Origin of the sequence: Caldanaerobius polysaccharolyticus DSM 13641, assembly GCF_000427425.1 — a bacterium.
GTDB classification, from domain to species: domain Bacteria; phylum Bacillota; class Thermoanaerobacteria; order Thermoanaerobacterales; family Caldanaerobiaceae; genus Caldanaerobius; species Caldanaerobius polysaccharolyticus.
Window position 1 is genome coordinate 30,865 of record NZ_KE386494.1, and the last position, 26,266, is coordinate 57,130.

24 protein-coding genes are annotated in these 26,266 nt (G+C 40.0%); 23 read left to right on the top strand and 1 reads right to left on the bottom strand.

Annotated elements, in window-relative coordinates; all coding sequences use genetic code 11:
- Positions 1–55: 55 nt before the first annotated feature.
- The 19 genes from CALPO_RS0101160 (at position 56) to CALPO_RS14780 (ending at position 23,289) form a co-directional block, all read left to right on the top strand.
- Positions 56–1,933: a GH39 family glycosyl hydrolase gene (locus CALPO_RS0101160; protein ID WP_026485686.1), complete on the top strand. Its 1,878-nt coding sequence runs from the start codon at positions 56–58 to the stop codon at positions 1,931–1,933.
- A gap of 21 nt (positions 1,934–1,954) precedes the next feature.
- Positions 1,955–2,692, top strand: a complete 738-nt coding sequence (locus CALPO_RS0101165; RefSeq protein WP_026485687.1) for a zinc-dependent alcohol dehydrogenase — start codon at positions 1,955–1,957, stop codon at positions 2,690–2,692.
- Positions 2,646–4,430, top strand: coding sequence for a glycoside hydrolase family 31 protein (locus CALPO_RS12965; protein WP_084295116.1), 1,785 nt, complete (start codon positions 2,646–2,648; stop codon positions 4,428–4,430). The genes CALPO_RS0101165 and CALPO_RS12965 overlap by 47 nt, the downstream gene beginning before the upstream one ends.
- Before the next feature lie 103 nt (positions 4,431–4,533).
- Positions 4,534–5,058 carry an O-acetyl-ADP-ribose deacetylase gene (locus CALPO_RS0101175; protein WP_026485688.1) on the top strand — a complete coding sequence of 175 codons (525 nt, stop codon included), beginning with the start codon at positions 4,534–4,536 and terminating at the stop codon, positions 5,056–5,058.
- A 78-nt stretch (positions 5,059–5,136) separates the two neighbouring features.
- Positions 5,137–6,318, top strand: a complete 1,182-nt coding sequence (locus CALPO_RS0101180) for an iron-containing alcohol dehydrogenase (protein WP_026485689.1) — start codon at positions 5,137–5,139, stop codon at positions 6,316–6,318.
- 106 nt (positions 6,319–6,424) lie between these two features.
- On the top strand, positions 6,425–7,246 hold the full coding sequence (gene ku / locus CALPO_RS0101185) for a non-homologous end joining protein Ku (RefSeq protein ID WP_026485690.1): 822 nt from the start codon (positions 6,425–6,427) through the stop codon (positions 7,244–7,246).
- Positions 7,247–7,250: 4 nt separating this feature from the next.
- Entirely contained in the window at positions 7,251–8,156 is a 906-nt protein-coding gene (locus CALPO_RS0101190; RefSeq protein WP_026485691.1) for an ATP-dependent DNA ligase, read from the top strand.
- An 82-nt stretch (positions 8,157–8,238) separates the two neighbouring features.
- The gene (locus CALPO_RS12970) at positions 8,239–9,783 is read left to right on the top strand and encodes a TIGR02677 family protein (RefSeq protein ID WP_084295117.1); all 1,545 of its coding nucleotides are present in this window, start codon (positions 8,239–8,241) and stop codon (positions 9,781–9,783) included.
- Positions 9,734–10,861 (top strand): TIGR02678 family protein, encoded by a 1,128-nt coding sequence (locus CALPO_RS0101200; RefSeq protein ID WP_026485692.1) that lies wholly within the window; start codon positions 9,734–9,736, stop codon positions 10,859–10,861. Before CALPO_RS12970 ends, CALPO_RS0101200 begins: the two co-directional genes overlap by 50 nt.
- Positions 10,854–14,999, top strand: a complete 4,146-nt coding sequence (locus CALPO_RS0101205; RefSeq protein WP_026485693.1) for a TIGR02680 family protein — start codon at positions 10,854–10,856, stop codon at positions 14,997–14,999. Before CALPO_RS0101200 ends, CALPO_RS0101205 begins: the two co-directional genes overlap by 8 nt.
- Before the next feature lies 1 nt (position 15,000).
- A complete protein-coding gene (locus CALPO_RS0101210) occupies positions 15,001–16,284 on the top strand; it encodes a TIGR02679 family protein (RefSeq protein ID WP_026485694.1) in 1,284 nt (427 codons plus the stop codon).
- Between the two features lie 58 nt (positions 16,285–16,342).
- A complete protein-coding gene (locus CALPO_RS0101215) occupies positions 16,343–17,401 on the top strand; it encodes a YkvI family membrane protein (RefSeq protein ID WP_026485695.1) in 1,059 nt (352 codons plus the stop codon).
- Between the two features lie 73 nt (positions 17,402–17,474).
- Positions 17,475–18,827 (top strand): glucose-6-phosphate isomerase, encoded by a 1,353-nt coding sequence (locus CALPO_RS0101220; protein WP_026485696.1) that lies wholly within the window; start codon positions 17,475–17,477, stop codon positions 18,825–18,827.
- Positions 18,828–18,840: 13 nt separating this feature from the next.
- Positions 18,841–19,893, top strand: coding sequence for a type I phosphomannose isomerase catalytic subunit (locus CALPO_RS0101225; protein WP_026485697.1), 1,053 nt, complete (start codon positions 18,841–18,843; stop codon positions 19,891–19,893).
- Positions 19,894–19,986: 93 nt separating this feature from the next.
- Positions 19,987–21,555 carry an FMN-binding glutamate synthase family protein gene (locus CALPO_RS0101230; RefSeq protein ID WP_026485698.1) on the top strand — a complete coding sequence of 523 codons (1,569 nt, stop codon included), beginning with the start codon at positions 19,987–19,989 and terminating at the stop codon, positions 21,553–21,555.
- 95 nt (positions 21,556–21,650) lie between these two features.
- Positions 21,651–22,190, top strand: a complete 540-nt coding sequence (gene lepB, locus CALPO_RS0101235) for a signal peptidase I (RefSeq protein WP_026485699.1) — start codon at positions 21,651–21,653, stop codon at positions 22,188–22,190.
- A 14-nt stretch (positions 22,191–22,204) separates the two neighbouring features.
- Positions 22,205–22,708 (top strand): metallophosphoesterase, encoded by a 504-nt coding sequence (locus CALPO_RS0101240; RefSeq protein ID WP_026485700.1) that lies wholly within the window; start codon positions 22,205–22,207, stop codon positions 22,706–22,708.
- A 117-nt stretch (positions 22,709–22,825) separates the two neighbouring features.
- Positions 22,826–22,972: a hypothetical protein gene (locus tag CALPO_RS14775; RefSeq protein ID WP_218915129.1), complete on the top strand. Its 147-nt coding sequence runs from the start codon at positions 22,826–22,828 to the stop codon at positions 22,970–22,972.
- A 146-nt stretch (positions 22,973–23,118) separates the two neighbouring features.
- Positions 23,119–23,289: a hypothetical protein gene (locus CALPO_RS14780; protein WP_218915130.1), complete on the top strand. Its 171-nt coding sequence runs from the start codon at positions 23,119–23,121 to the stop codon at positions 23,287–23,289.
- 72 nt (positions 23,290–23,361) lie between these two features.
- Here the strand turns inward: CALPO_RS14780 and dmpI are convergent, their stop codons facing one another.
- Entirely contained in the window at positions 23,362–23,556 is a 195-nt protein-coding gene (gene dmpI, locus CALPO_RS0101255) for a 4-oxalocrotonate tautomerase DmpI (RefSeq protein ID WP_026485701.1), read from the bottom strand.
- Between the two features lie 204 nt (positions 23,557–23,760).
- Between dmpI and CALPO_RS0101260 the strand changes: the two genes are divergently transcribed.
- The 4 genes from CALPO_RS0101260 to radC all read left to right on the top strand — a co-directional run bounded on the left by CALPO_RS0101260 (position 23,761) and on the right by radC (position 26,263).
- Positions 23,761–24,627 carry a cation diffusion facilitator family transporter gene (locus CALPO_RS0101260; RefSeq protein WP_026485702.1) on the top strand — a complete coding sequence of 289 codons (867 nt, stop codon included), beginning with the start codon at positions 23,761–23,763 and terminating at the stop codon, positions 24,625–24,627.
- A gap of 78 nt (positions 24,628–24,705) precedes the next feature.
- On the top strand, positions 24,706–24,957 hold the full coding sequence (locus CALPO_RS0101265) for a DUF4321 domain-containing protein (RefSeq protein ID WP_026485703.1): 252 nt from the start codon (positions 24,706–24,708) through the stop codon (positions 24,955–24,957).
- A 9-nt stretch (positions 24,958–24,966) separates the two neighbouring features.
- Positions 24,967–25,548: a Maf family protein gene (locus CALPO_RS0101270; RefSeq protein ID WP_026485704.1), complete on the top strand. Its 582-nt coding sequence runs from the start codon at positions 24,967–24,969 to the stop codon at positions 25,546–25,548.
- A gap of 22 nt (positions 25,549–25,570) precedes the next feature.
- A complete protein-coding gene (gene radC / locus CALPO_RS0101275) occupies positions 25,571–26,263 on the top strand; it encodes a RadC family protein (protein WP_456059070.1) in 693 nt (230 codons plus the stop codon).
- The last annotated feature ends 3 nt before the right edge of the window (positions 26,264–26,266 follow it).

Genomic DNA, 26,266 nt, shown 5'->3' on the forward strand with positions numbered 1-26,266 from the left:
ATAGAAAAATAACAACGATTTACAAAAACATCCTCAAGATAAGGAGGATTTATAAATGATAGAACAGGTAGATGTGAATGTAAATGCAGACAAGGTAGTAAGAGAATTTAGACATTTTTACAGAGCATTTGGGTACGCTAATGTTGATTATACCTACACTCAGCCGTCGCGTAAAATGTACGAATATTTAACTTCTTATAACAATCACTGTTTATACATGCGAATGCACAATATTCTGACATCTCACGGTAGAGGGGATTATTATCTTGTAAACGAGGGATTAGATTACGGCGGTATTGATGGATCTATAGTACATATTGACCAGGATGGCAACATACAATTTGAATGGGATAAAGTTGACAGGGTTTATGATATATTAGTAAAATATGGAATAAAGCCAATAGTAGAAACAGTGTATATACCATTGCCTTTAAGAAAAAGCAAAGAATTACACTATTTGCCGAAGGATTTTAAAGTATGGCACAAATTGATAAGAGAATTTGTATTACACGTTCAGCAGCGTTATGGCAGAGAAGAAATAGAAACGTGGTATTTTGAAATATGGAACGAGCCTGATAATCATAAGATATGGCTTGAAAATTTAGAATCTTTCTTTGCCCTATATGATTATATGGAAGATGCTGTTCATTCGGTAAATGATAGAATAAAAGTTGGCGGACCTGCTACCAAACAATCTGAAGCAAGTTTTGTATTGTTTCAGAAATTTTTGGAACACTGTACTCACGGGGTGAATTACGCCACAGGGCGGTATGGGAGCCGTATAGATTTCGTCTCGGTGCATTGCAAAGGTGGACGGCCTGAACTATATAGCCCCTCGATAGAATATATGTTTGGCGCATTAAAACGCTATATAGAGATATTAAAGCAATATCCAGAACTAAAAGGAATCGAATTTTTAAATGATGAGTCAGACGAATCCTGGAAAGGCAATATGGGTATACAGGAGGAAAGTTGGTTTAACTTCCGCAACACCCATTATTTCCCGGGTTTTGTCTGCAAAATGGTTAATACTTATTGTGACGTTGTGGAGGATCAGTATGAGATAAACCTGACAGTGGCTGATAGCGATAATTGTCACTTGCAGTGGGAAAAGTTTTTATTCAGCGGTAACCGTTCACAGCTAACTCCATTAGTAAGGTATGGCTCAACTGATTTGTTAAAAAAACCTATTTTCAATGCTTATGTTTTGTTGAGCCATTTAGGAGATAAAAGATTAAATGTATCATCGGGCAATGATTGTTTTGGCAGAAAGTTTGGAGCGCTGCCAACGATGCGCAATGATATCTTATCTATTATGGTTTGGAATTTTGAAGATGGCATTACCGATGAGGTTAATGATAGATTAATTAAGCTGAAAATCACTGGAATACCTTTTAGAGGGAAATATAGACAAATCCACTATCGGATTGATAAAGATCATAGCAATTCATATAACACCTGGGTGGCTTTGGGTAAACCAGGACATCCAACTGTAGAACAGATTAAACAATTGCGCCGCAGGGAAGGCCTGGAACTTTATGAACCGATAAAAGAAATTGAGATGAAAAGCGAGATAGAATTTGAATTGGCTATGCCTATGCATTCGATTTCTCTTATAAAGCTTGTACCTTATAATCAGCATGCACCAGCTGTGCCGACGAACATAAAAGCTATTGTGGAAAGAGGATTTAATGGTAACAAACAAGTATTTCTCAAATGGAAGCCCAATGAAGAAACTGACTTTGTTTATTATAAGATATGGAGGAGAAAAGAGGGAGAACAAGAGTATAAATTATTAAACGATTATTTTTTAACGACATCAATTTATATTGATATGGATGTTGAGAATAGCACTTATTACTATAAGATTCAAAGCGTAAATGCATCGGGGCAAGAAAGCCTGTTATCTGATGATATTATTGTAACAACATGACGAAAAGGGGGGATGTTTAAAATGGTAGAGAGAATGGTACAGCCACCTCTGGAACTTATATCGGATTATGAAGATGGTCAAATGGTAGCGGTTTTGGAATCACCATATAAAATAAGGGTGCGTAAAGCTCGTATACCAGAACCAGGCGATGGCGAGGTGAGAGTCAAAATAAAATGGGTTGGGATATGTGGCAGCGATATAGAAGCTTATCGCGGAACTAGAGCACCAGAATTTTTATCTCTTCCAGCGCGATTGGGTCATGAAGTTGCTGGGATGATAGACAAAGTAGGCCAGAATGTTGTTGGCTTAAAAGAAGGAGATAAAGTAGTTTTAAGATATGTATGGGGAGCTTTTGCACAATACATAGTATGCAAGCCTTTTTCAGTGATGAAAATTCCCGATAACATACCTTTGAAAGAAACGTCTTTAATAGAGATATTACCTGGTGTTTTGCATGCCGCAGAGCTTGCTAACATTGATCCTAGTAAAAATGTCCTTATCATGGGACAGGGAGTAAGTGGTCTTATATTGACTCAAGTTATAAAGTTATTTTCTCCAAGGAATCTAGTAGTTACTGATCTTTTTGAAGAAAAACTTCGCTTATCACGAAAATATGGTGCTACCCATACATATATCATTCCAACACCTGATACCCCTACTGTGCCTGCCATTGGACAAGGACGAAAAAATATATGGGCTGGGGCTCCAGTTCATGAGGATAAATCACCGCGGGAAAACCAGGTATTTGCGTGTGAATAGTGATCCAAGGCAGGATACGGGCGAATCCCATGTTCCTGTACCTTTTTACGTCTCCAGCCGCGGTTACGGCGTGCTTGTCAATACTTCGAGGATTGTCACTATTTACTGCGGTTCTTGTGTTCGCAGGAATCATAAATCAGTTTCAGTGACTAGAGACCGCAATACAGATCCTATGTGGCAGGCGACACCGGAGTCAGATTCTGTAGAAATAGTGATTCCAACTACAGGGGTTGAATTATTTGTCTTTGCTGGGAAGAGTATGTTAGATGTCGTTAAACGATATAATTTGTTTTGCGGTGGCGGCGCCTTGCCGCCAAGGTGGGGATTGGGCTTCTGGCATCGAGTTCCCTCTTATTATGATGCTAAGCAGGTTATACAAGAGGCCATGGAATATAGGAAAAGAGAATTTCCGTGTGATGTAATAGGATTAGAACCAGGATGGCATAGCAGCAGTTACCCTGCTACATACGAGTGGTCAAAGGAGCGTTTCCCTAAACCTGAAAAGTTTGTCGAAACTATGGATAAAGAAGGTTTCAAGATCAACCTTTGGGAACGCCCTTATGTTTCTCCGCATTCCAAAATATATAGCGCGTTGGAGCGTTTGTCTGGATCTCATAGCGTATGGGGCGGTTTGGTTCCAGATTATTCGTTGCGGGAAGTTAGAGAAATTGTAAAAGAACAGCACAGAAAAGAGCATGTGGATATAGGTGTATCAGGTTATAAAATCGATGAATGCGATGGTAGTGAACTTACCAATCATTCGTGGATGTTTCCTGCTCATGCAATTTTTCCATCGGGGCATGATGGAGAACAGATGCGTCAGGTATATGGCTTAATGCTCCAGCAGACGATGCTGGAAATGTTTCGAGAGAGAGACCGCCGCACGTATGGCCTGGTAAGGGCATCGATGGCGGGAGCGTCTTCTATGCCATATGTTCTTTATTCTGATCTCTATGACCATAGGCAATTTGTGCGCGCACTGTGCAATGCTAGCTTTTGCGGGCTACTTTGGACGCCAGAGGTTCGCGGTGCTAAAAGCGCTGAAGAGTGGGTAAGGCGTATGCAGGTTGTCTGTTTCTCGCCTTTGGCTATGTTAAATGCATGGGCTGACGGAACTAAACCGTGGTCATATCCCGAAGTGGAGCACATTATACGAAAGTATATCAATTTGAGGATGAGACTTATGCCTTATTTTTATTCGGCTTTTGCGCGCTATTATTTTGATGGAACTCCGCCTTTTAGAGCGATGCAGTTAGAACTAAAATGTGATCTTAATAAATGGGATGTTGATGGTCTGGATGATCAGTATATGGCGGGAGATTCGCTGCTGGTAGCTCCTCTTTTTGCGGGAGAAACACACCGCGATGTTTTCCTGCCCCAAGGAGTTTGGTACGATTTTGAAACTGGTGAACGCTTTGAAGGAGGTAAGACCATTCGCGTGAGTGCCGGTCTGGATAAAATTCCTCTTTTTGTGAGGGATGGTGGCATAATACCGATGATGCCTGCTTTGCCTCATGCGCCCCGGAGGGGAGAAAAAGTTCCGCTGGAAATTCGCCACTACGGTACAGCACCAGGAAGTTTTAATTTGTTTGATGATGATGGAGAGACATTTGCTTACGAAAGAGGACGCTATCGGTTAATAACCCTCAAAGTTACAGTTGACAAGAATGGAAATCGCCATGGAGATGTTCAGGGCTTGGAAGGCACTTGGGAATCCTCTTATAGCGATTTTGTATAGATTTTTGTAAAATAATATAATATTCATTTTTGCAAGAAAGAAGGATTGTAGCTGTTATGTGTTGAATAATAATATAAGTCATTGCAGGCAGAGGGGGGATTAAATGAAAGAAAAGATTACATTTATCAAAGGTGATATAGTGGATCAAGAGGTCGACGCTATCGTCAACGCTGCTAATTCAGCATTGGCTGGAGGTGGTGGCGTTGACGGCGCGATTCACAGGGCAGGTGGCCCTAGTATTGACGAAGAATGCAGAATTATAAGGGAGCAACGAGGAGGGTGTCCCACAGGCCATGCAGTGATAACAGGTGGTGGAAATTTAAAAGCAAAGTACGTAATCCATGCTGTGGGTCCCATATGGAAAGGTGGCAATTTCAATGAAGATAATCTTTTGGCAAGTGCGTACTTAGAAAGCCTTAAATTAGCTGATGAATACAACATAAAGACAATAGTCTTTCCATCAATAAGCACGGGGGCTTATGGTTTCCCTATAGAAAGAGCTGCGCGAATTGCTCTCAGAACAGTATTAGATTACCTTGTAAGTAGTAATATACAAGAAGTCAGATTTGTGCTCTTCAGTGATAGAGATTATGATGTATATATAAAGACATATAATAAACAATATTGATTTTTTTTATTCCCAATGTCATAATTTTAGTTAAAGATGGATTAACTATAGAGTTAATTTACGGATGGAGGGGTTAAAATGAAAGGCAACTTTAATTATTATATGCCCACAGAAATCGTATTTGGTCCCGGCAGATTAAAAGAACTATCCAGGCTTCCTCTTCCTGGTAAAAAAGCGCTAATTGTCATAGGTAAAGGGAATTCTATGAAAAAATATGGGTATCTGGATAGGGTCATAAGTTACCTCAAAGAAAATGGAGTTGAATCAGTAGTATTTGACAAGATTTTGCCTAATCCCATTGCCGATCATGTAGGAGAGGGAGCAAAAGTAGCAAGAGAAAATGGATGCGATTTTGTAGTGGGATTAGGAGGCGGCAGTAGCATTGATTCGTCCAAAGCTATTGCTGTCATGGCAAAAAACCCCGGTGATTATTGGGATTATGTTTCCGGCGGTAGCGGTAAGGGAAAGAAGGTGGAAAATGGTGCGTTACCTATTGTGGCCATTCCTACTACGGCTGGTACTGGCACAGAAGCCGATCCCTGGGCTGTTATAACCAAAGTGGATACTAATGAAAAGATCGGTTTTGGCTGTAAGTACACATTTCCTACCCTTTCTATAGTGGATCCGGAATTAATGGTTACGAATTCTCCTGAATTTACGGCATATCAGGGAATGGATGCCTTTTTCCACGCTGTAGAAGGGTACCTTGCTGTGGTAAATCAGCCCGCCAGCGATGTTCACGCTTTGCAATCTGTCAAATTAATAACAGAATATCTGCCTAAAGCTGTAGCGCAGGGGAATGATATTGAGGCACGAACCGCTATGGCGTGGGCGAGCACTTCCGCCGGTATAGTTGAGTCTTTATCATCGTGTATGTCTCATCACTCAATGGAGCACGCGGTGAGCGCCTATCATCCTGAAGTGCCTCACGGCGCGGGGCTTATAATGCTTTCAGTGTCGTATTTCAGCTTCATGGCGTCTAAAGCTCCCGAGAGGTTTATAGACCTGGCAGAGGCAATGGGAGAAGAGATACACGGTAATACAAAAGAAGAGCAGGCTCAATGCTTTATAAAAGGCCTTAAAAAACTTATTAAGAATATAGGAATGCAGGATTTAAAACTTTCCAATTTTGGCGTAAAAAAAGAAGAGGCCGAAACATTGGCGAAAAACGCCATGGATACCATGGGAGGGTTGTTTGAAGTAGATCCTTATAGGTTGTCTTTAGAGGAAGTTGTTACAATTTATGAGGGGTGCTTTTAAACAGCGGTATATTTATGGTGGAGAATAGCTGTTGGCAGGATGTGTCAACAGCTATTCTTGAGGATATACGTCTTTTTACAGGGAATAATATTAATGAGGTGATTTTATGCGTTCCCTGTGGAAAGGCGCTATAAGCTTTGGCCTCGTAAGCATTCCGATTAAATTGTACGCTGCAACCGAAGACCATACCACCCATTTCAGGCAGCTGCACAAGGATTGTAATTCACCTATTAAGTACGAAAAAGTATGTCCGGTTTGCAATAGGCCTGTTAATGATGACGAGATTGTACGCGGCTATGAGTACGAACCAGGAAAATTTGTTATATTAAGTGACGAAGATCTGGAGCGGATTCCTTCAGAAACAGTTAAAACCATTGATATACTGGACTTTACCGATATAAAACAGATTGATCCTATTTATTTTGATAAGACGTATTATATCGCGCCGGAAGACATTGGTACAAAGCCTTATGTGCTGTTAAGAGATTCTATGAAGAAAACCAATACGGTAGCGATTGCTAAAGTTACTATAAGGTCCAGACAAAATTTAGCGTGTATAAGGGTATATGATGACAACTACATGGTAATGGAAACGATGTATTTCCCCGATGAAATACGCAAAACTGAGCAGCTTCCTCCACTACGGCAAGTGTCTCTCCATGAAAACGAAATAAAGATGTCAGAACAATTGGTAAATACACTGACAGCAAAATTCAATCCTGAAAAGTACGAAAATACCTACAGAAAGGCCCTATTTGACCTTATAGAATCAAAAATACAGGGGCATGAAGTAGAAGTACCTGAGAAAGCCCCTGCTCCAGATAACGTACTGGATTTAGTCACGGCTCTTAAAGCTAGCATTGAAGCAGCAAAAAAGGCGGACAATCCAGCGGAAAAAACAAGAGGGAGAAAGAAAAAAGGAGCATAGTTTCATGTCTATGATGGACCAAAAAATAGCGCCAATGCTGGCTTTCTCCGGTGAACCTTTTGATGATCCTGGTTGGATTTTTGAAATTAAATGGGATGGTTCCAGGACTATTGCTTTTATATCCGACAAAGTGAGGCTTCAGGATAGAAGGCTTGTAGATATAACATATCAATTTCCTGAAATGGATGACCTAAGGAAGTGCCTTAAAGCCAAAGAAGTTATATTGGATGGTGAACTGATTGTTTTAAAAAATAACAAACCTCACTACAGGAGTATCATGTCCAGAAAGCACACCCAAAGCGCTTTAAAAATCGATTTATTGAGCAAAACAATGCCGGCTGTTTTTGTTACGTGGGATATATTGTATTTGGATGGGAAATCCCTGGTTGATTTGTCTCTGTTAAATCGCAAAGAAATACTGTATTCTGCCGTAAAGCCAAATGATCATTTAATAATAGCAGATTTTATATTCGAACGTGGAAAAATGCTCTATGAAGAAACAGGTAAAAAAGGATTAGAAGGAGTCATGGCTAAAAAAGCCGATTCTAAATATTATATCGGCAAAAGAAGTAGATTATGGCTGAAATTAAAGCATTTTATCACCATAAATGCCGTAATCATGGGGTATAGAACTGACAAAATCGCACTGATACTAGGGCTGTATGATGAAAACGGCAATTTGATACCTATAGGCGATTGCGAGTCGGGGTTGTCCCAAAGGGAATTATCTGCTTTTATGCACGTAGCTGAAGATATAAAGACTTACAGCGAGAAGAACATACAATGGATAAAACCTCTTTTAGTCTGTCAAGTGAGGTTTATGGAGTGGTCGGAGAATATGAAGATGAGGGCGCCTGCGTTTGTAGGATTTCGATACGAAGTGAAGACTGACCAGTGCAGATTTACGTAAAAATCAACGAGTACAATTGCATATAGGGTGGCTTTACCAAGGTTATAAAGAGAGATTTGCGAATGATAAAGGAGTATCTTATATGGGTAAATTGGATATAGGGATTTTAAAACCTTTGGATGAGGCCCGATACCTTACTGCAGAAAACGCCTCAAGGTATCGGCTTATCATGAGGTATTTTTACGAACAGTATCAAAAGTTTAAATACTGGATGTACAAAGAGGATATTTATCAGTATGTCGTGCAATTTGAAATGTTTAAAGACTATACTATGGAGCGATGCGAACAGGATTTAAAAACCCTTACTGAGTGGAAAAACCTTATAGCAACTCAGGATACCAGCAAAGCTGCTACATTGGAGGAGTTTAAAAACAAGAAATTCAGGTATCAGTTGAGCCCATATTCCATTGAGATAGAGAGGATGACTATAAGGCTTGAAGATATTACGGGATATGGCGGGTCTCTGGAGCCTTCGCTTTTTGAGAGGATATATAAAAATCTCTTAAAAGTGGTGGACATGTCAAAGGAAGATGATTTGCAGGCTGTAAACAGATGGTGGGAGGATCTCAACGGGGACTTTGAAAATATATACCACAACGCTACCGATTACATCGCAAGCCTTCAAAGTTCTAGAGCCGATGAGCTCATGAGAACGGAGGCTTTTATTGTGTACAAGGATAAGCTCATTGAATACCTCAGGGATTTTATAAAGGACCTTCAGAGATTTTCCCTGGCCATTGAAAGTTTTTTAAGAAAGGTAGATATAAATGCTGTAAATGCGGCCTTGGATAAGGTGTGTAAATATCAGAAAAGCATACCCAGGCTGGAACAGGAGCTGAGCGAGAGCAGTATCATACAAAACGTAACAGATAGGTGGAATAATATCTCCCTCTGGTTTACAGGTCGAAATGGCGAGGATAGCGAGGCATACAGGCTTTTAAATATTTCCAGTGAAATTATACGAAGGATAACCATGTATGCCTCAAGAATAGCAGAAAATCGCATGCGCATGATAAGCCGTAAAAACGAATACTTGAAACTCTCCCGTATTTTCGCTAATATGGAGGATGTTAAAGAAGCCCATAAACTGTCGGCAGGTGTCTTTGGAGTCTTTAATACAAGGCATATTTGGGGCGACCTGGAGCGAAAAACGGATAGCGTAAATTCCAGTGTATGGCAGGAGCCACCTTTTACTGTAATCGTAAAACCTAAGACTAGAAATTATCATTATTTTTCTAAAACAAACGGTATTATTGACAGAAGCCAAAGCAAAGCTCAAGCCCAGCTGGAGTACCTTAAGAGCAAAAAATACGAAATGGAGATAATCTCTAATTACATATCGGGAAACAGGATATGCTTTAAAAAACTACCTGTAATACAGCCTTTTGTGCGGACCACTTTGCTCCAGTGGATAAGTAGGGCTATGGGCAGTACCCGACTTACGGGCAAGACTGAAGACGGCAGGATATACAAGGTGATTTTCCCTGAAAACGGCGAAAGAACTATTCTAAGGTGCACCGATGGAAATCTGGATATGCCTGCTATAGAAATAGAATTTGAAGATAAGGGTGATGACGTTGGAAGAACTGGAAATCCTGCTGGAAAACTTCTGGGTTACCAGAAGTGACAGAGAGACCTTTAACAGGATAAGAGATAAGGAACCTGTTTTAAGGCCGTTTGTAGAAGAAAAGCTAGGCTACAAGCTTATTATCAATCCTTATGTGATAAAACTGGAAAAAGTGCCTGGTGAGGCTGAAGAATGGATGGGTATACAAGATTTTCAATCTCTTATGGATTACAGTTTCTTTTGCCTTTTATTAGCATTTTTGGAAGATAAAGCGCCGGAAGATCAGTTCGTCCTGTCTAATATTACGGAATACATTGAGGTACAGTACAATGGGCCGGGAAAAGTAGATTGGACGCTATTTCAACACAGGAAATCACTGGTGAGGGTTCTTAACTTCGCCGTGAAAGTGAACTTGATACTGGTGAACGATGGTAATCAAGAGCGTTTTTCTGAAAATAGGGATATAGAGGTTTTATATGAAAACACCGGTTTATCCAGGTATTTCATGAGGGTACTGGATAAAGAAATTGATGAAAACGTGAATATTGAAGGGCTTTTAGAGGAGAAGAGGGAAAATGCCAGGAGGCACAGGGCATATCGCAAACTTCTTCTTTCACCAGCCGTATACAGCGGCGGCCCTGATGACGATACATTTAATTATATAAAAAATTATCGCAACACTATTGAAAAAGATTTTGAGGAGTTCTTGGATGCTCGCTTACATGTTTATAAAAGTTCGGCCTTTCTTATATACAAAGATAATAAATATACCAAGGCCTATTTCCCCGATAAAAACAGCAATATTTCTGACATTATATTACAAATATGTTTCATTATAAGGGAAAAAATCGAAAAAGAACAGCTTAAGCTGACCAATGACGATAAGATTGTTATCACAGAGGCTGAGTTTTATAATATTATTGAAAACTGCAAGAAGCGATTCAGCCACGGCTGGTACAAATCGTACAGGGAAAAAAGTATCCAGTTGCTTATAAATGAAATAATGGATGAGATGAGATGGTGGAAGATGATCGCATACGATGAGAAACTTCATTCCGTCACCATTTTACCCATGGCTGCAAGGTTTATAGGCAAATATCCAGCAGATTTTGATAAAGGAGAATATGCCGATGAGTGATAGGTGGATTGTAAATAGGATAGGCCTTATAAATTTCTGGTATTACGATGATGAAGTATTCGAGTTCGCGGGGGGTAGGTTGCTTTTAAGAGGTTCCAATGGTTCAGGTAAGTCTGTTACCATGCAGAGCTTTATACCCCTTATTCTGGATGCTAACAAAAGCCCTGAGAGACTGGATCCTTTTGGCTCTAGGGCAAGGAAACTGGAGGATTATCTTTTAGGCGAGGAAGATATAAACGGCATTGACGAAAGAACAGGTTATCTTTATATGGAGCTTAAAAGGGAGTACTCAGATAATTACATAACTTTTGGCATTGGACTTAAAGCTCACAGACATCAGAGCATGGATTTTTGGGGATTTATAGTATTGGATGGTAGAAGGATAGGTAAAGATCTTTTTCTGTACAAGTTGGAGGTCGGAGAAGAGGGAAATAGAGTAAAGGTGCCTTTGACTAAAAAAGAGTTAAAAAATGCCATAGGTGATGGGGGTAAGGTGCTTGAAAGCCAGAGGGAGTACATGGAGACAATAAATAAGTACGTCTTTGGCTTTGAAACCATCGATGATTATGATGAACTTATAAAGCTCTTGATACAGATAAGGAGTCCTAAACTCTCCAAAGATTTTAGGCCTACGGTGATATACGATATCTTGAAAGCATCTCTACCTTCTCTATCCGATGACGATTTGAGGCCGCTATCGGAGACCATAGAAAATATGGACCAGATAAAAATGCGCTTGGACGAGCTCCATAAGGATATGGCTGCGATGAAAAAACTAAAGGACGAATACGATAACTACAATAAATTCATCTTGTACGACAAAGCTAAAGAATTGTTAAAAGCCCATAATGAGCTTTTATTGGCTCAAAAGGATTATGATAAGCTGTCAAAAGATATCGACGAATATAAAGCTAGAATAGATGATATCGGTGAAAAAATATTGTCGATGGAAAGAGAGATGAGTGCCCTCAAGGAGAAGGAAAGGCAGCTTAGGAATAATGACGTTTTTAAAACCCAGCAAGAATTGATAGAAGAGCAAAATCGTTATGACCAGTATAATAGAGAAAAGTCATCAAAAGAAGAAAATCTCAAGCAAAAACAGTCAAAGTACATGGATGTAAAAAAGAAGATAGACAGAACCCGGGATGAAATGTATTGTGCCGATAAAGAAGTCCAGGATATTCTCGACCTTATGTCTTTTATGGCTGAAGAAATTGACTTTCTAGAACACCGGATCTCTCAGGATGAACTGAAAAAAAACTACGGAAGGGAATTTGATTTTAATTTCTGGAGGTCGCAGTTTAAAAAACATAAAGAAAAGATCAAAAAGGCCCTTGATGCATTAAAGGAAGAACAGGATGCCAGTAAAAAATACGACGAGAGTCTAAGGGAAGAGGAAAGACTTAGAAAGCAGAAAGATGAGAGAGAGCGGGAAGTAGAAAGGTGCGAGAGACTTTTTGATGAAGAAAAAAGTAAGTTTGTAGAAAAAGTGTACGGCTGGTCACAAGAAAATTCGGAGCTTAAACTTTCCCGTGATCAACTAGAAGACATAGGCCGACAGGTGTTGGCGTACGGCGAAAAGGCGGGATTTGATGGCGTTATGGTTTGTGTGCGCAGGGCATACGATGAATGCAGAAGCGCTTTGCATAGAGAAAAACTGGTTCTGGAAAATTTCCGCAATTTAAAGCAAGAAGAATTAAATACCCTGGAACAGGAGCTAAAAAGCTGGAAAGACAAACAGGATCCAGAGCCCGAAAGAGATCCTCAGGTTCAGAACAACCGAAAAAGGCTGACGGATGCCAAAATTCCTTTTGTGCCTTTATACAGATGTATTGAATTTAAAGAGGACGTAGACGAAGAAACCAGGGGGAATATTGAAGCGGCTATGGAAGACATGGGCCTGCTGGATGCGCTAATCATTCCATCTCGATATATGGCCGATGCTATGAAGATGGATAAAGAAATGGCTGACAGGTACATTGTCCCAGGAGCTTTTAGTATGCAGCTTAATGTATTTCAATACTTTGATGTAGTAGATCCTGGTGAAGGCGTTTCAACAGAGGACATATCTGATGCTTTGAGCAATATACTTGTATACCAGTCGGAAAATTCTACTTATATTAATCAGGACGGAAGTTACGGCATAGGGATTATAAGAGGCAAATCCAGAGGTAACGTCAGGTCAAAGTATATTGGATATGGGGCAAGAAAGCGCTTCAGGGAAGAGATGATAAATAGCCTCAAACAAAAGATTGAGATAGTAAACGCTGAGATTAAATCCTACAATGAGTCTATCAAATCTATAGATTACAGAATAGAGCGTTTAGACCAGGAGTATTCGCGTTTTCCAGCAAAAGATGATCTGGACGTAGCATATGACTACCTTAAAACTGCCCTGGCCGAATTAAAATTTATAGAACAGAAGCTAAACCAGCAATCGATAGAGGTGAAGAAACTATTTGAGGATTTACAGCAAAAAAGAACAGTGGTCAGGGAAACTACCAGTGGCATAGAAATACATCGCGATGTAGAAAGCTTTGAGCTTGCTTACAACAGGTCTGAAGAATATGATGCAGAGTTGGTAAAATTAGAAATAAATTACAATAGATATTTATCTTATGCCGCAAGCCTGGAAGTTCTGGAACAGCAAAAAGGCGAGCTAGAATACGATATTGACAACCTGAAATACGAGATCGATGTTCTGTCAACGCGGTCTCGAAGCTCCGAAAAGAAAATGCAAGCGTTAATGGAAGCTATTGACAAGCTAGGGTTAAAGGAAATTGAGCAGGAATTGAATTCGTGCCTCAGAAGATTAGAAGAGATACCTGAGGAGATAAAAAGTCTTTCGATAAATATAGCAAAACTGGAGGAGAGATCGGAATCCAATCGGAGAGAGCTCCAGCGGTTAAGCGAGGATATTACGGTAAAGCAAATGGTATACCAAATTGTAGAAAAGGGATTTAAAGATGAGTTAAACCTGGGATTTGTTTATCAGGAGGACAGTGATGATGTGTTAAAATTAGGTAAAAAGATTGTATTAGAGTATAAGGCTCTTTTTGATAAGCCGGGTATTGATAAGGAGAAGATGACGTCGAGGTTGCAAAACGCCTTTTACGAAAGCCTCAATGAGCTGGTGGATTACGGTTTGTCCATGGGTTATATCTTTGATGAAGAGAAACATGATGGCAGTGGATCAGAGATATATGATGTGATAAAGCAAAAGCTCAGGAGATATCAAATAACGGCCAGTTTAAGCGGTAAAACAGTATCTCTGTATGTATTGTATCAGAGCATACAGGACGATATAAATGTTAACGAAAACCTGTTAAAAGAAACCGACAGACACCTTTTTGAGGAGATTATCATGCATAATGTAGGAAGGAAAATCAGAGGTAAGATCTTTAAAGCAGAGGAATGGGTTAAAAAGATGAATAAGCTTATGTCAGAGCGGGATACCTCCAGTGGACTCAGGTTTTACCTTGAATGGAGACCGATAGCTGCTGATAACGAACAGGAAATGGACACAAGGGAATTGGTGGATGTTTTGAAGTCTGATGTGGACATGCTCAAACCTGATGTTTTTAATAAGGTAGTAAATCACTTCAGATCCAAGGTAGAGGCTGCCAGGCGAATACAGGAAGGAGGTAGTGCCGAAACCTTCCATAAAATAATAAAAGAGGTGCTGGATTATAGGGATTGGTTTGAATTTGTGTTGTATTACAGAAAAGAAGGAGAAAGCCGAAAAGTCTTGACAAACAACGCCTTTGATAGGCTGAGCGGTGGAGAGAAAGCTATGGCCATGTACATTCCACTATTTTCCGCTGTATATTCTCGGTATGAATCGGCGTCAAAAAATGCTCTTAAGATTATATCCCTTGATGAAGCTTTTGCTGGTGTCGACGATAACAATATAAGGGATATGTTTAAATTAATAGAGGATCTGGGATTTAACTTCATTATAAATTCTCAAGTACTATGGGGTGATTACGACACCGTTCCAGAGCTGTCTATATGCGAGCTGGTAAGACCGAAAAATGCGAATTATGTCACAGTCATAAGGTACAGGTGGGATGGCAATGTGAGACATCTTATCACTGACGCTGAAGGAGAAGCGGCGATAGGGTGGGTTGGTGCCTGAAATGACTGAAGAGGATCTGGCGTTTTTTAAGTCCCGCAGGGGTTACTATAGGATTTTTAAAGGTATAAGGGACAAATATAAAAGCCTTGGAAGAATTGGAGGAATTGTTAAGCTTGTAAACCTGACCGATGATGAAAGAGAGGTGCTGTCAAATCATTTTAAAAGAGATTACAGCAGGAGCAAATCGGCATCTATCGATGTAAGTGCTTTTGAACAATCATTAAAGCATACCCGTTTTGAGGGTTACTCATTGCTGGAAATTCTGGAAGCGTATTTTGGAGAGAAGATAACGAGTAAAAAGGAAGATTTAGATAACTACCAAACCGAAAAGGAAAAATTCTTCAAGGAACTCTACTTGACTTTTGAAGGCCGCGAAAGCGCAAAATGGATTCAATCTATATGCGAAGGTAAAGCCGTAGGCGTGCGAGCCATAAATAGGAGATACGATAGAGATAAAGATGCCCTTAAAAAGGATATAGCATTGGTGTGCAATGCCATTGATAGCCTGCCCGTATATAGTGGGGAGAAGATGAGGTTTTCTGTTTTTGCCTCCCGTATAACCAGGAATCCCCACGGCTTTGATATAGGCACTGAATGTGGCAATATGTTTAAATGGGCCTTGTGTACTGTTATGGGTACCGGTGAGGTAAAGGGGCCAGAGGAAATAGCGGAGCTGTATTACAGGGCAGGTATATTGATAGATGAAGTGTCTAATTACGTGACCCTTTCAGGCCTTATTGCCTACAAAAAAGGTGTACCTGATGCGGTTTTTGAAGCAGCCTATCATAGCAGCCAGGTACTTCAAGTACCTCTTTTGCAGCTCAGCAAGATCGACGATGTAAGAAGCCCTGTAAACAAGGTTTATGTAGTGGAAAATCCAGAAGTATTTGCTGAGCTTTTAGATACATGCCAGAAACGTGAAAATCGTATTCCACCTCTTGTATGTACTTTTGGCCAACCAAAACTTTCTTCGCTTGTATTGCTGGATATGCTGTACAAAAACAAGACGAAGATATACTACTCGGGCGATTTTGACCCTGAGGGATTGTCTATCGCCGATAGGCTTTATAAAAGGTATCAAGGATATCTTTACCTTTGGAGGTATAGCGTCGACGATTATGAAAAAGCTTTATCTGATGAGATGATAAACGCAAAGAGGTTAAGCCTTTTGAAGGGCATTAAAGCAGAAGAACTCAAAATTGTAGCAAAAAAAATGGCTATAATCAAAAAAGCCGGATATCAGGAATTGCTAATTCAAGAATTGATTTCCGATCTCCTTGAGTAAAAAGTATAACATTTTTTACCCCGCTTAAAATATAATTGTGATAGAAAGGCGGGATAATTTGAATAAAAAAGGTCTTTCTGTGTTTTCTATAGCGGCAACCTATATAGGGACGGTGGTGGGAGCAGGGTTTGCTTCAGGGCAGGAAGTTCTTCAGTTTTTTGGCTACCACGGGACAAAAGGTTTTATAGGTTTATCTGTTGCTACCTTTATGTTTATAGTTTATGGCTATATCGTTATGGCCTTGGGCCATAGTCTCAACGCCACCTCTCATCAAAAGGTGATAATGAAAGCAGGAGGGCCTGTACTTGGGAAAATCGTAGATTATATCGTAATATTCTTTTTATTTGGTGCCCTGACGGCTATGATCGCTGGTTCCGGAGCTATATTTAAAGAACAATTTGGACTTTCTGTTACCATAGGATCCACAACTATGACAATCTTGTCTGTTATCACTGTTCTGATGGGAATTGCGGGGGTTATTTCTGCTATATCCTTTGTGGTACCTCTCTTGTTAATAGGGGTGTTTGCGGTAAGCTCCCTGGCTATCTTTTGTGCACCCAGTATCTCTGTATTGTCCCGTGGATATATGCCTGTAAAAGCTGCAGTGTCTAACTTTTTTTTATCGGGAGTCATATACGCATCGTACAATTTGGTCATGTCGGTGCCCATACTGGCGCCGTTGGGGCAACAGGTGCGTATTAAAGAGAGATTAAAGTGGGGAGCATTATATGGGGGTATAGGTCTGGGCGCGGGTGCATCCCTTATACTCGTCGCCTTGCTTTTAAATATGCCTTATGCGTCCCGATTTCAAATACCGATGATATACATTGCCGGAAGGTTTTCTAATGTGTTAAAGTTGGCGTATAGCTTTATACTCATAGCCGAAATATACACCACTGCTGTAAGCAATCTTTATGGCTTTGCTGCTAGACTAAGTGCTGCACAAAGTCGCTGGTATAAAGCTGTCACTATTGTGACAGGTATTGCAGCTTTTATAGCCAGCAGATTTGGTTTCTCTAACTTGGTGCATTACTTGTATCCTCTTGCAGGATATGCGGGTATTGTAATGCTGGCGGGTCTTACATACGGGATTTTACGAGGTAGAAAAATACTATAATGGCCTCCAATATGCTGTCAAATATGCTATAATAATATGGAAGACGTTAAAAAAATAAACGGAGGCAGGAATAATGAGTGGATTAAAACTGGATTACAGTAAGGTCATGCCTTACGTAGAAGAACGAGAAATAAGTTACATGTCTGAAATGGTCAAGACCGCCCATAGGATGGTACATAACAGGTCGGGGGCGGGGTCGGATTTTCTCGGTTGGGTTGACCTACCTAAAAACTACGACAAAGCCGAATTTGAAAGAATCAAGAAAGCTGCAAGGAAGATCGCTTCTGATTCTGACGTTTTTATCGTCATAGGCATTGGAGGTTCATACTTAGGGGCAAGAGCTGCCATAGAGATGTTATCTCATTCTTTTTACAATCAGTTGCCTTCAGACAGGCGTAAAACACCTTTAATTTATTTTGCCGGAAACAGCATAAGTTCCACGTATATTTCTGATCTAATAGATGTAGTAAAGGACAGAGATATTTCTATAAACGTGATATCCAAATCGGGTACGACCACCGAACCAGCTATAGCGTTCAGGGTATTTCGAGATTTGTTAGAAAAAAAATACGGTAAGAAAGGCGCTAAGGAGCGCATATATGTTACAACGGACAGAGAAAAAGGCCTTTTGAAGAAATTAGCTGACGAAGAAGGCTATGAAACCTTTGTAATACCCGACGATGTGGGAGGAAGATACTCAGTATTGACGGCAGTAGGGCTTTTACCCATAGCTGTAGCTGGCATAGATGTGGATGAGATGATGAAAGGAGCTTATGATGCTCTGGTTAAATATTCCTGCGAGGATTTATCTTCCAATGATAGCTACGTGTACGCGGCTATAAGGAACATATTGTACCGCAAGGGAAAGACGATTGAAATAATGGTCAATTACGAGCCTAGATTACATTATTTTTCCGAATGGTGGAAACAGTTATTTGGCGAAAGCGAAGGGAAAGACCACAAGTCTATTTACCCTGCATCGGTGGACTTTACCACAGACCTTCATTCTATGGGCCAGTACATACAGGAAGGTATGAGGCAAATTTTTGAGACGGTCATAAACGTGGAAAAGCCTTTAAGAGACATAACTATCTTGGAAGATCCTGATAATATAGATGGCCTAAATTTCCTGGCGGGTAAAACGATAGACTATGTGAACAAGAGTGCTTTTATGGGAACCCTCATAGCCCATAATGATGGAGGAGTTCCTAATGTGGTCTTAAATGTCCCGGAAATCTCCCCTTACTACTTTGGACAGATGGTTTATTTCTTTGAAAAAGCCTGTTCCATAAGCGGATATTTAATGGGAGTAAATCCTTTTGATCAGCCAGGGGTAGAAGCGTATAAGAAAAATATGTTTGCCCTTCTGGGCAAGCCTGGTTATGAGAGCGAAAGAGAGAAACTGTTAAAGAAAATAGACCAATGAAAGGAGAATGCAATTGCTGTATCCACTCAGGTTTTTTCCCATATACGTGGAAAGGGTATGGGGAGGAGATAATTTAAAAAGGCTGTTTGGAAGGGAATTTCAAGGTAACAGAATAGGGGAAAGCTGGGAAGTAGCGTGCCACCCCCATGGTACCAGTGTAGTTTGCAATGGCCCTCTTAAAGGAAAGAGCCTTAAAGACATAATAGATACGTACGGCAGGAGGCTACTGGGCGATAAGCTAACGCAGCGTGATATAGACAGGTTCCCTCTGCTTGTAAAGCTCCTGGATGCTAACGATGTATTGTCGGTACAGGTTCATCCTGATGACAGTTACGCCATGAAAAACGAAAATGGCGAATTGGGCAAGTGTGAGATGTGGTACGTTATATCGGCAAAACCTGGCTCTAAGATAGTTTACGGCCTGAAAAAAGGTGTGACTAAAGATATATTTAAAGATGCTCTTGAAAAGGGTACGTTGGAAAATTGTCTTAATTTTGTAGAGGTCTCTCCTGGAGACGTCTTTGACGTACCGGCAGGAATGGTACATGCATTAGGTGCCGGAGTTGTAGTGGCAGAGATACAGCAGAATTCTGATACTGTGTATAGGGTTTACGATTGGAACAGGGTTGGCCTTGATGGTAAGCCAAGAGAACTGCACATTAATAAGGCATTAGACGTTATAGATTTTGACGGAAAGTATAAAGCGGAGAAAACCAAGGGGTTGGCAGTGGGGAATAAGGTGTATTTCGTAGCAAATAGGTATTTTGCCGTAGAACTCATAAAAATAAATGGGCGTTACGATGACAGGGCTGACGGCAGCAAGTTTGCTATTTACACAGTAGTATCAGGAAGTGGAAAAATAGTTTACGATGGCGGAGAGTTAGAACTTAAATCGGGAGATTCGGTGCTGATACCGGCTTGTTTAGGCAAATACAGTATCGCTGGTACCTCTGTAGATGTGTTAAAATCCTATGTACCTGACTTAAATGAGGAAATTGTGAACCCCCTTAAATTTGCAGGATACGATGACGATCAAATTCGCAGTGTCGTTAAAATTTTATCATAGCTTGATAAAAATCTATATTTTGTATAGAATGGTGGTGTATACAATATTTGATACACCGCCATTTTTATTTTTATAAAAAGGGGGAAATGAACGATGTCGTTCAGCAAGCCTAACCGTAGTTTAGCGACAAAGACGCGGTTGCGTACGCCGGATAGCTGCTCGCCTTTTAGCGGCATGTGTTCTGTATGTCTATTAGGATGCCCTGGCACGTGTGAAATAGGACAATCTGCTTTGAAGGGAAGAGAAGTCCTTTATCCTCAACCTTTTGGCAGTATAACGGCTGGCGCTGAGAAAGATTATCCTATAGATTATTCCCATTTCAACATCATGGGCACGACTACAGGTGCTTACGGCATAGATGCTGATTCTGATAAGGCTATATTTCCCGCGGTAAATGTAGAGACAGAAATAGGGGCTGGCAGCGATAAGATAAAGTTAAAAGTTCCTATTATTTTCCCAGGACAAGGTTCTACTTTTGTGGCTAAAGACAACTGGGAAGGCTTTGCAGGAGGAGCTGCCCTGGTAGGCACTGTGGTTACAGTGGGTGAAAACGTATGTGCGATGGATCCCAATAGTGTAATAGAAAATGGAAGGGTTGTGGAATCGCCTGACTTGAGAAAGCGGGTGGAGGATTTTAGGCGCTATTACAATGGTTACGGAACTATAGCGGTGCAAGCTAATGTAGAAGATACAAAACTGGGAGTCCAAGAATACGCTATAGAGAAATTGGGAGTAGAAGCTGTAGAGATAAAGTGGGGACAGGGTGCAAAAGATATAGGGGGAGAAGTAAAATTACCTACACTTGAAAGGGCATTGCAGCTTAAAAAGAGAGGCTACATAGTGTTGCCCGATCCGGAAGATCCGGAAGTACAGGATGCTTTTAACAAAGGGTTGTTTAAGGAATTTGAAAGGCACTCAAGGCTAGGGATGGTAGATGAGGAGAGTTTTCACAACAGGGTTGAACAGTTGAGAAAAGCAGGAGCTAAATATATTTTCCTAAAAACCGGTGCATATAGGCCCGCAGATCTCGCCAGAGCTGTCAAATACGCTTCTGACAACAAGATCGACCTTCTCACTGTAGATGGTGCCGGTGGCGGTACGGGAATGAGTCCATGGAGGATGATGAATGAATGGGGTATACCTACTGTATACATCGAATCGCTCCTTTACGATTACCTTTCAAGGCTTGCTGCGAAAGGCGCCTATATACCCACGGTAGCTATAGCCGGAGGCTTTACCCTTGAAGATCATGTATTTAAAGCTTTAGCACTGGGAGCACCTTATGTAAAACTAGTGGGGTTTGGGCGTTCTCCTATGACTGCTGCTATGGTCGGGAGGACCAATGCAGATCTGTATCGACAAGGGAAGTTGAACACGAAGGCCAACAGCGTAGAGGAGCTTTTTGCGGGTTCTATAAAACTGATAGAACAGTATGGAAAAGAAGAAGTTTCCAAAATGCCACCTGGTGCTATTGCAGTGTACACTTATATCGATAGGGTGGTAGCAGGTTTACAGCAGTTGATGGCAGGGGCTAGAAAGTTTTCATTAAAATATATTACCAGGGATGATATAGCTGCTCTTACACCAGAAGCTGCCCGCATTTCTGGTATAAAGTATATAATGGATGTAGATAAAGAAGTGGTAGATGATATTCTTAAATAAAAATAGAATAAAAGGGCAGTTTTTTGCCCTTTTATTCTATTTGGTTTTATATTATAATCATAAATGACACGTTTAATTGTAGAAGGGATAAGAAAATGGTCGAGAAAAAAAGCGATAGCAACCTGATGAAGGAAGTATTAAGCTGGGTATGGACTATACTGCTGGCTTTTTTGATTGCTTTGTTTATACGCACATATGTATTTGAATTGGTAGACGTTCCTACAGGATCCATGCTTAATACCATTCAGCTAGATGATAAGCTGGTGGTAATAAAATTCATATACAGGTTTGAGCCCATAAAAAGGGGGGATATTGTGGTATTTAAATACCCCGACAATCCCTCTGTAAACTACGTCAAAAGAGTGATAGGCGTGGGCGGAGATATTATAGATATCAAAGAGGGCAAATTGTATATAAACGGTGTGCTACAACATGAACCTTACATAAAGGAACCTATGGTAGGGAATTTTGGCCCGTATAAAGTGCCTAAAGATCATTTTTTCATGATGGGGGATAACAGAAACGATTCATCGGATAGCAGGTATTGGGCTCATAAGTATGTGAGTAAAGATGCGATTTTAGGGAAAGTAGTTTTCAGGATATTTCCCTTAAGCAGACTAGGATCTATTAAGTGAGAGGTAGCAAGAGAATGGCAGATATTTGGTTTATTTCGGATTTGCATTTCGGGCACGGCGATATTATAAAATATGAGGACAGACCTTTTAAGGACGTTTTAGAGATGGATGAGGCTTTAGTGGATAACTGGAATAGCGTTGTTAGTAAGGAAGACGAGGTATTTGTGTTAGGGGATTTTTCCTTTTACGATGAAGAAAAGACTGCCGAAATAGTCCACAAGTTAAACGGCTATAAGTTTTTAATAATGGGAAATCATGATTTATCAAGAGGTAGAGATTGGTTTTTGGAGGTGGGATTTAATGAAGTTAGCCGGTATCCCATAATCTATCATAATTTCTATATCTTATCCCATGAACCCCTTTACATAAACAGGAATATGCCTTATATTAATGTGCACGGACATATACACAGCCAAAAATACGAGAGCAATCAGTATTTTAATGTCTGTGTGGAGAGGACAAATTACAAGCCTGTAAATTTCATAAGTATTCTCAAAGCGTATAACTTAGTCAGTTAATAAAAGCTACAGCGTTGGTATTCTTTGTAAAGAAACCAAACACTGAAAGCTATAACATTTTTTAGATTCAATCAAAAAGACTTGTATCCGTAAAGGAACGAGATCGGAGGGATTAAAATGAAAAATACCAATATTAAGAGATTTTTTAACACGAAGCAGATAACTGTTACAGGGATGCTTTCTGCTATAACAATCGTGTTAGGTGTAACGGGTTTGGGTTTTATACCTATACCTCCATTTCTCCTGTCTCATTTATATTTATAAACCCGATAATTGCCGTTTTTCCTAGAATACTAATAGGCATTACCTCTTATTACGGCTACAAAATGTTGAAAGTTAAATCTGAGCCCCTTAGAATTTCCATAGCAACCGCAATAGGTTCTTTCACGAATTCCATAGGGGTTCTAGGATTGGTTGATATCGTATATTTAAAAGCTTATGCCAATGCCTTACATATAAGTTATAGAGCTGCTGAAATTAGCCTGTTGCTGATCTTAGCTAGAAGTTTTGTATCTGCATTTGTCGCCATATTAGTCTCTGTACCTGTGATATTAGCTGTAAGGCGCAGCCAGAAAAATTAAACCGTTATAAAACAGATTGACGACAACCCCCACTTTTTATGCACGTGAAAAGTGGGGGTTGCTATTCCTTTTTTAAACCGTATGTAATTCTGAGAGCTGCACGCCGCCTACGCCGATATTTTCTGCCTCATTTTCCTTTATGATGACAGTGAAAGCCTGCTTGGGAATGTTCAAGATCTCTGAGGCCGTACTTGTAAGATCTGAGATGAGTTTGGCTTTCTTTTCCTTTGATAAATTGCTTGGTCCTTCAATAGTAATGACGGGCATTTTTTTACCTCCTTTATTTTTTGTCTTCTGTAATTATAGGATATCTCAGCCTATAAGTCAATTTAGGTACAATGAGATATATTTATTATTAAGTTTTATTATCAATTGATAAAGATTAATGATTTGCTATGAATGTTGCACAACACGAATAAATAGCGTATAATATAGTGTAAATTTTATTTTTAATTGAAAAGAGGTAGAATTATGGAAAACTTTAATAAAATAAAAAAGGTGCTCCTTATAATCCTTTTTTTGAATATCGGGGTGGCGTTAGCCAAATTGTTGTATGGTTTTTACGTTAACAGTGCTAGCATAATGGCTGATGGGTACCATTCTCTGTCCGATAGCAGTGGAAATATCATTGGTTTGATTGGCATATATATTGCTTCAAAACCTGGCGATGCCGAACACCCATATGGCCACAAAAAGTTTGAGACTTATGCGTCTATATTTATATCCGTAATGTTGTTTCTAGTAAGCTATGATATATTGAAAAATGCTTTGTTCAGATTTTTTCACCCAACGACGCCTAGAATTGACTTGACTAGTTTTATCATAATGATGGTTACACTAGGCATAAACGTGTTTGTATTTAAATACGAATATAGCGCAGGAAAAAAACTGAACAGCGATATTTTAGTATCCGATTCCCTCCATACAAGCAGCGATATATACGTTTCGCTGTCAGTGCTTTTCACATTGCTGGGTTTAAAGGTGGGGCTCCCCGTTTATATAGATCCTGCAATATCCATTGTCATATCGGTATTTATAATAAAAGCAGGGGTTGAAGTGATAAAACACAGTTCCGCTGTTTTATGCGATAGAGTGGTGTTAAAGGAAGACGAGGTGAGAAATGCCATAAAAGATCTTTCTGAAATAAGGTCATGTCATAAGATAAGGAGCCACGGAAGAGAGGACGATATACACGTAGACCTTCACGTCATGATAAACCCTGATATGCATGTAGAAGAGGCTCACAAATTGGACCACATCATAAAGCAGCGCATAAAAGAAAGGATAAAAGGAGTAAGTGAAGTAATAGTCCACATGGAACCAGATACAAAAAAGTAAAATATTTTTGTCGCTATTGTTAAAAAACATTTCACAATATGATATAATTATTTTAGTATTTTAGGGAGAGGTTAAGGTATGAAGGGGAAAAGATACAGCATATGGAGGTTAATCGTCGTTGTTATCCTGGGAGCTATTGTAGGTAGTTACCTGGCGGAATACTTTAGTATATGGTACAAACCCCTGGCGTATTACAAAAGCATTGGGATGGCTTCCCCTACGGTTGTTGATCTTAATATTCTAAAGCTTTCATTTCAAATCGCCGTAAAAGCCAATATTGGCACGGTAGTGGGGGCGATTGTAGCTTTGTACGTAAACTACAGGATATAAGGTGATTGTATGGCGAAATTAGTTCTGGCATCTCAATCTCCCAGACGAAGGAATTTGCTGGCAGGGTTAGGAGTAGATTTTGAGGTTATAGCTAGCGATGTTGATGAAAGTTTAGACACTCAAGATCCCGTGGAACTTGTAATAGGGTTGAGCCAGCGAAAGGCTATGGATGTAGCTCGAAGGTTAAAGAGTGAGGCAGTAGTAATAGGTGCCGATACTGTCGTTTACTTAGATGGGATAATACTGGGGAAACCTGAGGACGAAAATGATGCTTTTTACAAGCTCAAATTGATCCAGGGCAAAAAGCATCAAGTTTATACGGGCATATGCGTAGTGCAGGTGCCTTCCTATAAAATTGTTTCCGACTACGCTGTTACAGATGTGTGGATAAGGCCTATGGACGATGAGAGAATAAAAAAGTATATAAAGACAGGGGAAGTTTTGGACAAGGCGGGTGCCTATGCTATACAGGGTAAAGGCAGCCTTATTGTAGAAAAGATTCGAGGCTGTTATTACAACGTGGTGGGACTTCCTTTAGGTAAGTTAAATGAAATGCTCAATGAGTTCGGAGTGGATTTGATGGCTATCTAAAAAATGTGCAAGGGGGATGCGAGTGGACACGTACAATATAGCTATAAAGGATCTGCCTTGCGACGAAAGGCCCAGGGAGAGGATGTTGAGATACGGTCCCGAAGTATTGTCAAATGCTGAATTACTGGCTATAATTATAAGGACGGGTACAAAAAATGAGTCAGCGATAAAGCTAGCAGAAAGGATTTTAAACCGCGCTGGGGAAGAGGGCTTGAAATTTCTTTTAGATTCTTCCTTAGAAGAGCTATCTAAAATAAGAGGAGTGGGATTGGCTAAAGCAGCTGAATTAAAAGCGGCTATTGAATTAGGAATTCGCGTACAGATGTCCGTTAGAAAAACCCAGAGCATAACAAAACCTCAGGATATCGCAGATTTGCTAATGGTAGAAATGAGATATCTTAAAAAAGAAGTATTTAAGATCGTCCTGCTAAACGTAAAGAATCAGGTATTGGGGATTGAAAATATATCAGTGGGAAACCTAAACTCGTCGATAGTACATCCAAGGGAGATTTTTAATGCAGCTATAAGGAAATACGCTGCTGCCATTATATTGGCGCATAATCATCCTAGCGGAGATCCTACACCAAGCGTTGAGGATGTAGGCGTCACCAGAAGATTAATAGAAGGTGGAAAAATTTTAGGCATTGATGTATTAGACCATATTATAATAGGCGATGGAGTTTATATCAGCATGAAACAAAAAAACTTTATTTGAGCT

Bases quoted from the DNA above. Each gene is read 5' to 3' on its own strand.
- CALPO_RS0101160 (WP_026485686.1), top strand. From the start codon at position 56: ATGATAGAACAGGTAGATGTGAATGTAAATGCAGACAAGGTAGTAAGA.
- CALPO_RS0101165 (WP_026485687.1), top strand. From the start codon at position 1,955: ATGGTAGAGAGAATGGTACAGCCACCTCTGGAACTTATATCGGATTAT.
- CALPO_RS12965 (WP_084295116.1), top strand. From the start codon at position 2,646: ATGAGGATAAATCACCGCGGGAAAACCAGGTATTTGCGTGTGAATAGT.
- CALPO_RS0101175 (WP_026485688.1), top strand. From the start codon at position 4,534: ATGAAAGAAAAGATTACATTTATCAAAGGTGATATAGTGGATCAAGAG.
- CALPO_RS0101180 (WP_026485689.1), top strand. From the start codon at position 5,137: ATGAAAGGCAACTTTAATTATTATATGCCCACAGAAATCGTATTTGGT.
- ku (WP_026485690.1), top strand. From the start codon at position 6,425: ATGCGTTCCCTGTGGAAAGGCGCTATAAGCTTTGGCCTCGTAAGCATT.
- CALPO_RS0101190 (WP_026485691.1), top strand. From the start codon at position 7,251: ATGTCTATGATGGACCAAAAAATAGCGCCAATGCTGGCTTTCTCCGGT.
- CALPO_RS12970 (WP_084295117.1), top strand. From the start codon at position 8,239: ATGGGTAAATTGGATATAGGGATTTTAAAACCTTTGGATGAGGCCCGA.
- CALPO_RS0101205 (WP_026485693.1), top strand. From the start codon at position 10,854: ATGAGTGATAGGTGGATTGTAAATAGGATAGGCCTTATAAATTTCTGG.
- CALPO_RS0101210 (WP_026485694.1), top strand. From the start codon at position 15,001: ATGACTGAAGAGGATCTGGCGTTTTTTAAGTCCCGCAGGGGTTACTAT.
- CALPO_RS0101220 (WP_026485696.1), top strand. From the start codon at position 17,475: ATGAGTGGATTAAAACTGGATTACAGTAAGGTCATGCCTTACGTAGAA.
- CALPO_RS0101230 (WP_026485698.1), top strand. From the start codon at position 19,987: ATGTCGTTCAGCAAGCCTAACCGTAGTTTAGCGACAAAGACGCGGTTG.
- lepB (WP_026485699.1), top strand. From the start codon at position 21,651: ATGGTCGAGAAAAAAAGCGATAGCAACCTGATGAAGGAAGTATTAAGC.
- CALPO_RS0101240 (WP_026485700.1), top strand. From the start codon at position 22,205: ATGGCAGATATTTGGTTTATTTCGGATTTGCATTTCGGGCACGGCGAT.
- CALPO_RS14775 (WP_218915129.1), top strand. From the start codon at position 22,826: ATGAAAAATACCAATATTAAGAGATTTTTTAACACGAAGCAGATAACT.
- dmpI (WP_026485701.1), bottom strand. From the start codon at position 23,556: ATGCCCGTCATTACTATTGAAGGACCAAGCAATTTATCAAAGGAAAAG.
- CALPO_RS0101260 (WP_026485702.1), top strand. From the start codon at position 23,761: ATGGAAAACTTTAATAAAATAAAAAAGGTGCTCCTTATAATCCTTTTT.
- CALPO_RS0101265 (WP_026485703.1), top strand. From the start codon at position 24,706: ATGAAGGGGAAAAGATACAGCATATGGAGGTTAATCGTCGTTGTTATC.
- CALPO_RS0101270 (WP_026485704.1), top strand. From the start codon at position 24,967: ATGGCGAAATTAGTTCTGGCATCTCAATCTCCCAGACGAAGGAATTTG.